This window comes from Streptomyces sp. NPDC001443, from assembly GCF_053597355.1.
The window spans coordinates 127,201-133,815 of record NZ_JBSFIA010000027.1; the positions used below are offsets into that span (position 1 = coordinate 127,201).

Annotated in this window: 4 protein-coding genes; all 4 read right to left on the bottom strand. The window is 69.4% G+C overall.

The genetic code is table 11. The features are described from left to right. Positions 1–12: 12 nt before the first annotated feature. The 4 genes from sbnB to ACWC24_RS26265 all read right to left on the bottom strand — a co-directional run bounded on the left by sbnB (position 13) and on the right by ACWC24_RS26265 (position 6,097). On the bottom strand, positions 13–1,020 hold the full coding sequence (sbnB, locus tag ACWC24_RS26250) for a 2,3-diaminopropionate biosynthesis protein SbnB (protein WP_450665318.1): 1,008 nt from the start codon (positions 1,018–1,020) through the stop codon (positions 13–15). A gap of 75 nt (positions 1,021–1,095) precedes the next feature. Further along, positions 1,096–2,076, bottom strand: coding sequence for a 2,3-diaminopropionate biosynthesis protein SbnA (gene sbnA / locus ACWC24_RS26255; RefSeq protein WP_450665319.1), 981 nt, complete (start codon positions 2,074–2,076; stop codon positions 1,096–1,098). Beyond that, positions 2,073–3,509 carry a M20/M25/M40 family metallo-hydrolase gene (locus ACWC24_RS26260; protein WP_450665320.1) on the bottom strand — a complete coding sequence of 479 codons (1,437 nt, stop codon included), beginning with the start codon at positions 3,507–3,509 and terminating at the stop codon, positions 2,073–2,075. The genes sbnA and ACWC24_RS26260 overlap by 4 nt, the downstream gene beginning before the upstream one ends. Before the next feature lie 1,160 nt (positions 3,510–4,669). Beyond that, positions 4,670–6,097 carry an MFS transporter gene (locus ACWC24_RS26265; RefSeq protein ID WP_450665321.1) on the bottom strand — a complete coding sequence of 476 codons (1,428 nt, stop codon included), beginning with the start codon at positions 6,095–6,097 and terminating at the stop codon, positions 4,670–4,672. Positions 6,098–6,615: the final 518 nt, after the last annotated feature.

Genomic DNA, 6,615 nt, shown 5'->3' on the forward strand with positions numbered 1-6,615 from the left:
CGCGTGCGAGCGTCAGCTCCAGCGCTCCGTCTCGCCGAAGAAGTCCGGCACCGAGACCGCGAGGCCCTTGTCGACGGCCTGCTGGTAGAGGCGCTGTCCGACGGCGAGGTCGAGGACACCGAGGCCGAAGGGCGAGAAGATGCGCGGTCGGTCGGCTGCGGGGGCGACCTCGCCGCGGATCACGTGCGCGAGGGTGCCGTCGATGAAGTCGCGGTGCCCGAGCTGCTGTTCCGCCAGGTGCGGGGAGGTGTTGGCCGTCAGGCAGTGGTCGACGTCGTCGAGGATGTTCTGCGCACCGGCGATGACGTCCGCGCCGAGGTCTCGCAGCGAGATGTTGAGGACGGTCTGTCCGGCGGCGAAGGCATCGGGCCGGGTCACCCAGGGCTCGGGCGCGGTCGTGGCGAAGACGACGATGTCGGCGTCAGCCGTGGCCTGTTCGAAAGAGTCCGCGCGCTCGGCACCGTATCCGAGTTCACCGATGTGCCGGGTGAGCGCATCCGCGTAGGAAGCGTTCCGGTCGTGCACGACGAAGCGGTTCACGGTCCACGACTGTCCGGCGAAGAATTCGGCGATGTTACGCGCGATGATCCCTGCGCCCACCAGGCATATTCGGTCCGCGGTACGACCACCCGTCAGTTCCTGGGCGCCCAGGACGGCGGACGCGGCGGTGCGGGCGGAGCTGATCTGGGACGCCTCCAGGCAGGCGAAGGGGTAGCCCGTCTCGTAGTCGTTGAGCAGCAGTGCGGCCGAGGCGCGTGGGATGTTGCGCTCGATGTTACGCGGGTAACTGGCGATCCACTTGATCCCTGAGACGCCGTAGTCGCCACCGAGGTGGGCGGGCAACGCGATGATGCGGGCGTCCGGCTTCTCCGGGAAGCGCAGGAAGTAGCTGTTCGGGTTGACCGATTCGCCGTCACCGTGGGTGAGGTAGGCGGAGCGGACCGTCTCGACGATGTCGGGACGAGAGGCGTCGATGAGGGTGCGCAGGGCGGCGCCGCCCACGACGTGGAAGTCGAACATGCAGAAATTTCCCTTGTCTGGTTGCTGGTCTCAGCAGGGGTGCGGGTGTGGCCTGGCGAGGACGCAGGCATCGGGTCACACGGCGACGGGACGTCCGGCGGAGTCGTCGAGGACACCCGTGCCGAAGGTGTCGGCCACCCACATGTCGTCGTAGATCGTCTTGACGTAGCGGTCGCCCATGTCCGGGGAGAGCGCCACCACGCGCGAGCCCGTGGGGACTCTGTCGGCAATCGATTCCAGGGCGGCGAGCACGGATCCGGTGGAGCCGCCGAGCGGCAGTCCGTGTTCAAGGGCCATGCGTCGGCACATGCGTACGGCGTCGCGCTCGTCGACGAGGATCACCTCGTCCACCTGCTCGGGCCGGCACAGTTCGGGACGGCGGCTGGTGCCGAGGCCGGGGATGTGGCGTGGGCCGGGCGGGCCGCCGAAGGTGACCGATCCGGCGGTGTCCACTGCGACGATCCTCGTCCAGGGGGAGAACATACGGAAGTGACGCGTGCAGCCCATGAGGGTGCCGGTGGTTCCGGCACCGACCAGCAGGGTGTCGACGTGCCCGATGTTCTTGAGTATCGAGGTGGCGGTCCGCTGCGCGTGTGCCTGCGCGTTGGCGGGGTTGGCGTACTGGTTGAGCCACACGAGGTTCGGGTCGGACCCGGTCATCTCATGGATGAGGGCGATGCGGGTGCCGAGGTAGCCGCCGTTGTGGTCCTTCTGCGTGACCTGGATGACCTCGGTTCCCAAGGCGCGGAGAAGCGCCAGACTGTGCGGGGAGATGTTCGGGTCGGTCACGCAGGTGAAGTGATATCCGCGCGAGGCGGCGATCATGGACAGGGCGATGCCGAGGCTGCCGGAGGAGGACTCGACGATCCGGCCGCCGGGCAGGAGCACACCCTTGCGTTCGGCGTCCTCCACCATGCCCAGCGCGGACTTGAGCTTTACCGACCCGGCCGGGTTCATCCCTTCCAGCTTCAGGAAGAGCTGACGGTCCGGCAGGATGCCGTCCAGTTCGAGGAAGACCTCGTCGGTGACGATTTCGCAGGCGTGCTGGTAGATCATCGGTCCCCCTGCAGGCCGGCCGACGACAGACGGGGAGCGTCTTCACCTGATCTGCGCGGGTTCGTCCGCAGGGCGGCGAGGCGGCGCAGGAAGAGGACTTCGGCATGAGCCAGAGAGGCGATCTCGTTCGGGCTCACGCTCTCGTCGATGCCGTGGATCTGCGAGGGCGGGTCCTCGACGCCGCACAGGAGGATCTCCGTGTCCGGATAGAGCCTCCGGAGGACGGAGCAGACGGCGATGGAGCCACCGGCCCCCACGTCGCGGGCCGGTACGCCGAAGGCCTCGTGCAGGGCGTCGCGCATCTCGGCATGGGCCCGTCCCCCGGAGTCGGCGAGGAAGGACGGGCCGCTTGTGACACGCCGGATTTTCATGTGCGCGCCCCAAGGCACCTGCCGACGCAAGTGATCGGCCAGTTCCTCGTGGACCCGGGACACGTCCGCACCAGGCGGGGTGCGCACGCTGATCAGCGCTTTCGCCGAGGGCAGCAACGCGGGAACGGCGTCGTCGAGTTGCGGCGACTGCACGGCGAGCACGGTGATGGCGGGCCGGCTCCACAGCCGGTCGGCGATGCTGCCGGTGCCGATGAGCGCGACACCGGCCAGGACGCCGGCATCGGCGCGCAGGTCCGTCTCGGAGTACTCGGCGGCGGCACGGGGTCGCGCCGTCCCACCGGTGCCGGGCCCCGGCACACAGGGTGTCCCCTCGCTGTCGTGCAACGTGGCCAGGAGACGGATCAGAGCGGTCATGGCGTCGGGCACGGGCCCGCCGAACTGGCCCGAGTGCAGCGTCTTGGACAGCGTGGAGAGCTCGATCTCCACCACCGCCATGCCTCGCAGGGAGGTGGTGAGGGTGGGAATGCCGGACTCGACGTTCCCGGTGTCGGCGACGACGACCACGTCCGGCGTCGGCAGGTCCGGATGGGCTCGCAGCACTTTCTCGAGGCTGCCGTCGCCGGGTTCCTCACAGCCGTCGACGAGGACGGCCAGGTCGATGTCCGGGTAGGGCTCGTGAGGCAGGGCTTCCTGAAGCGCGCGTAACGCCGTGAGGTGCATGACGACGTTGCCCTTGCAGTCCGCACTGCCCCGGCCGTACCAACGCCCCTCGCGTTCGGTCAGTTCGAACGGGGGTGTACGCCAAGAGGCTTCGTCCTGTGCGGAGACGACGTCGTAGTGCGCGTAAAGCACCACGCACGGTGCGCCGGGGGGCCCGGGCCGGCGAGCGTACACCGTCTTGGGACCCTCATCGGTGGGGAGCAGTCGGGTCTCGGGGAAACCGGCATCCGCGAGCATGGCGGCGATCCGGTCGGCCGCGCGATCGAACTGGTCCGGTGGCGAGATACCGACGACGGTGCGCAGCGCGACCAGTTCCGCGAGGTCATCGCGGGCCCTGGGTAACAGGGAGCGCACGGTCTCGGCCGAGCAGGGAGTGGTCAAGGTTTCTCCAACATGCGGGGCGGGTGCGGGTGCTCAGGCGGTGGTGGGTGCCGGGGCCGGTGCAGCCAGGACCGTACGGATGGCGGCCCGGCCTGCTCGGGGCCGAGCATCGGATGTACCGGCCCCGAGGTGAGGTGCCCCCAGGACGTTCGGCGGCGCCGACATACCCGGAAGTTCAAAGGTGTACGATGTCCGAAACGGTGCTCGTCAAGCGGCCTTTGCGAAGTGCCTCGACGAGCGCGGACTCATGGTCGAGACTGCCACGTGCCGAGTTGACCAGGTGCACGGCGGTCACGTCGGCGACAGTCCCTGAGCCCTGATGAGCCTTGCGGTACCGGTGGTCTACGACAGGACAGGGTGACGACCCTGCCCGCCGCGAGGAGTTCGTCAAGCCCGCCGAAGCGGAGATCCTCGCCGACGGTGCCGGCGTACGGGGCGGGCACGAGGAACCCCGTGGTGCGACCAGCCAGTTCGAGACCTACGAGATCCGTCCGCGTCACTCGTCGGCTTGAAGGAAGCGTTCCGCAGCCATGATGCGGCGAGCAGGGGCAAGGACGAGGCCCACCTCGAATGCGGGGACGCTCGAGGTGCCGTGATCGGGAGCGTCAGCCACGACAGCGCCGCACCCGACAACAGCGACGGGGTCCGTGTCGTCCAGGCCCACCCGGTGCGGCCAACGACGTGCAGCCACGGCGCACGCCGAGCACCTGGGTGTCGCTGCGCACGATCACGGCATCCGCACCGGACAGCGCCAAGTCACCACGGCCGTCAACCTGGCGAACGTCGCACGCAGCCTTCCGGCCGCTCGCGACAGTATCGGGAAGTTCGTCGTTCAGGATCACTACAGGCGAAAGCATGGAGCTCTCCTAGGGAAGGTTCAGAAAAGGTCGGCCTGTCTCAAAAACCAACTGTCCGGTTCGCTTCGGAAAGGAAGCCTAGCGTTTGCTTCGATCTTGAGGGAAGGGCAGCTTTTGTGCCCTGGATCACTACCTCGCCCGCCGTTGCCCCGAGGGGGAGGCGGACCGGGGCGGCTCCGGAGTCGGAGCAACTGCATGCGCGCCCTCGCCGCACATTGCCGCTCCGGACCGCCGGAGCGCGGCCCGTCACGAGCAACTGCCGTATACATTAGGGAAGTTGGAGCCTCCGGCCGATCCGGCGAGTCATCGTTCCCGGTCGCCCCTGGGCATCCACAGCAGGACGAGCACCACGCCGCCGAGCAGAATCAGCCCACTCGCGCGGAACGCGGCCGCGTACCCGTCCGTGAGGGCCGCCGCACCCGGCGCCCCGGCCGTGCGCGCCGCCGCGACCGTCGACAGGATCGACAGGCCGAGCGCGCCGCCCATCGTGCGCGACGTGTTGACAAGACCGGACACCAGGCCCACGTCACCGGGCGCAGCACCCGACGTCGCCAGGGACGAGAGAGGCGTCGAGGCCAGGCCCGCACCGAGCATCATCAGCATGCCCGGCAGCAGGATCGACGTGACATACGAGCCGTCCGGGGTCATCGTCGACTGCCAGCCGACCCCGGCCGCGGCTACCAGGAGCCCGACGACCGTGACGTTCTTCGCCCCGATCAGCGGCATCAGGCGCGGCGCCAGCTTCGAGCCGACGACCCCCGTCAACGACGACGGCACGAGGGCGAATCCGGCCTGGACCGGCGAGTAGCCGAGCACGTTCTGCGCGTACACCGTCATGAAGAACCACATGGCGAACATGGCCGCGCCGGAGATCATCATCGTCGCGTTCGCCGCCGCCACCGACCGCACCCGGAAGAGCCCGAGCGGCATCAGCGGAGCCTTGGTCCGCGCCTCGACCAGGAGGAACGCCACGATGAGCAGCAGCCCTGCAGCGAGTGGCACGAACGTCGCGGGTGCCGTCCACCCTTCGACCTCGGTCTGCACGATCCCGTACGCGAGCGTGGCGAGGCCCGCCGTGACGAGCAGCGCGCCCGGCAGATCGAGCCGCCGCCGCTCGCCGCCACGGCTCTCGGTCAGCCAGCGGACGCCCGCCGCGAGGACGAGCGCACCGACGGGCACGTTGATGAGCAGCACCCAGCGCCAGGAAATCAGATCGGTGAGCACTCCGCCGACCGCGCCACCGACCGCACCGCCGCTCGCACCGACCGCCGTCCAGGTCCCGATGACCCGCACCCGCGCGGGCCCTTCGGACACGGCCGAGGTGAGCAGGGTGAGCGTGGACGGGGCGAGCACGGCCGCGCCGAGGCCCTGGACGGCCCGGGCGGCGAGCAGTTGCCAGCCCTCCTGGGCGAGTCCGCCCGCCAGGGAAGCGGCCGTGAACAGGGAGAGCCCGACGAGGAACATCCGCTTGCGCCCGAACAGGTCCCCGGCCCGGCCGCCGAGCAGCATGAACCCGGCGAAAGCGATCGAGTACGCGTTGACCACCCACTGCAACCCGATCGCGCTGAGCCCCAGGCCGGCCCGCATCGACGGCAGCGCGGTGTTGACCACCGACACGTCGAGGACGACGAGGAACTGTCCCGCGCACACCGTGGACACCACCACCCAGGTCGGCACGGTCCTGCGGGACGAGCGGGTGGGTATGCGGGTGTCGGCGGGTGTCTGAGCCATGCCGACCATGCTCTCAGCCGGGCCCCGGCCCGCACATCCGGGGTTCGGTGCAGTGGTCATCGGGCCATCGGCCGACGGCAAGTCAACATGGCTTCCCCTCAAGGCCGTTCAACGCCCGCGGCACTCCTGGCCCGGCATCCGGACCGTCCCTCGAGGACTGAACGGGAGTGCGTCCTGTTGCCAGGACAGTGCTCGCTCGGCCGAACACCCCGGACGGTGTCGGGTGTTCTGCTCACCCGCTCTCGCTCCACTGCCGGGCGGCACGCATCCGGTGCGTGGTCCGGGGATGCGGGGGCGGCCCGCGGCCGGAGGCCGCTGATGAACAGCGCCTCACGCTCTCGGACCTCCGGTCCGGCCCGGACGGTCCGATGCCCCTGTTCATCGCTCCGGTGAGCAGGGGGCGGTGCCGTCCTCCCCCAGCGCCTTAGAGCTCCGAACAAAAGTGGGGTCCGATCAGCGGGCGGTGTCCGGTGCGTGCGATCGCAAGGCGCCGGAAGGTCCTTGTAGCGGAGCTACCA

Excerpts from the sequence above, each read along its gene's own strand:
- sbnB (WP_450665318.1), bottom strand. The coding sequence starts at position 1,020 with ATGTTCGACTTCCACGTCGTGGGCGGCGCCGCCCTGCGCACCCTCATC.
- sbnA (WP_450665319.1), bottom strand. The coding sequence starts at position 2,076 with ATGATCTACCAGCACGCCTGCGAAATCGTCACCGACGAGGTCTTCCTC.
- ACWC24_RS26265 (WP_450665321.1), bottom strand. The coding sequence starts at position 6,097 with ATGGCTCAGACACCCGCCGACACCCGCATACCCACCCGCTCGTCCCGC.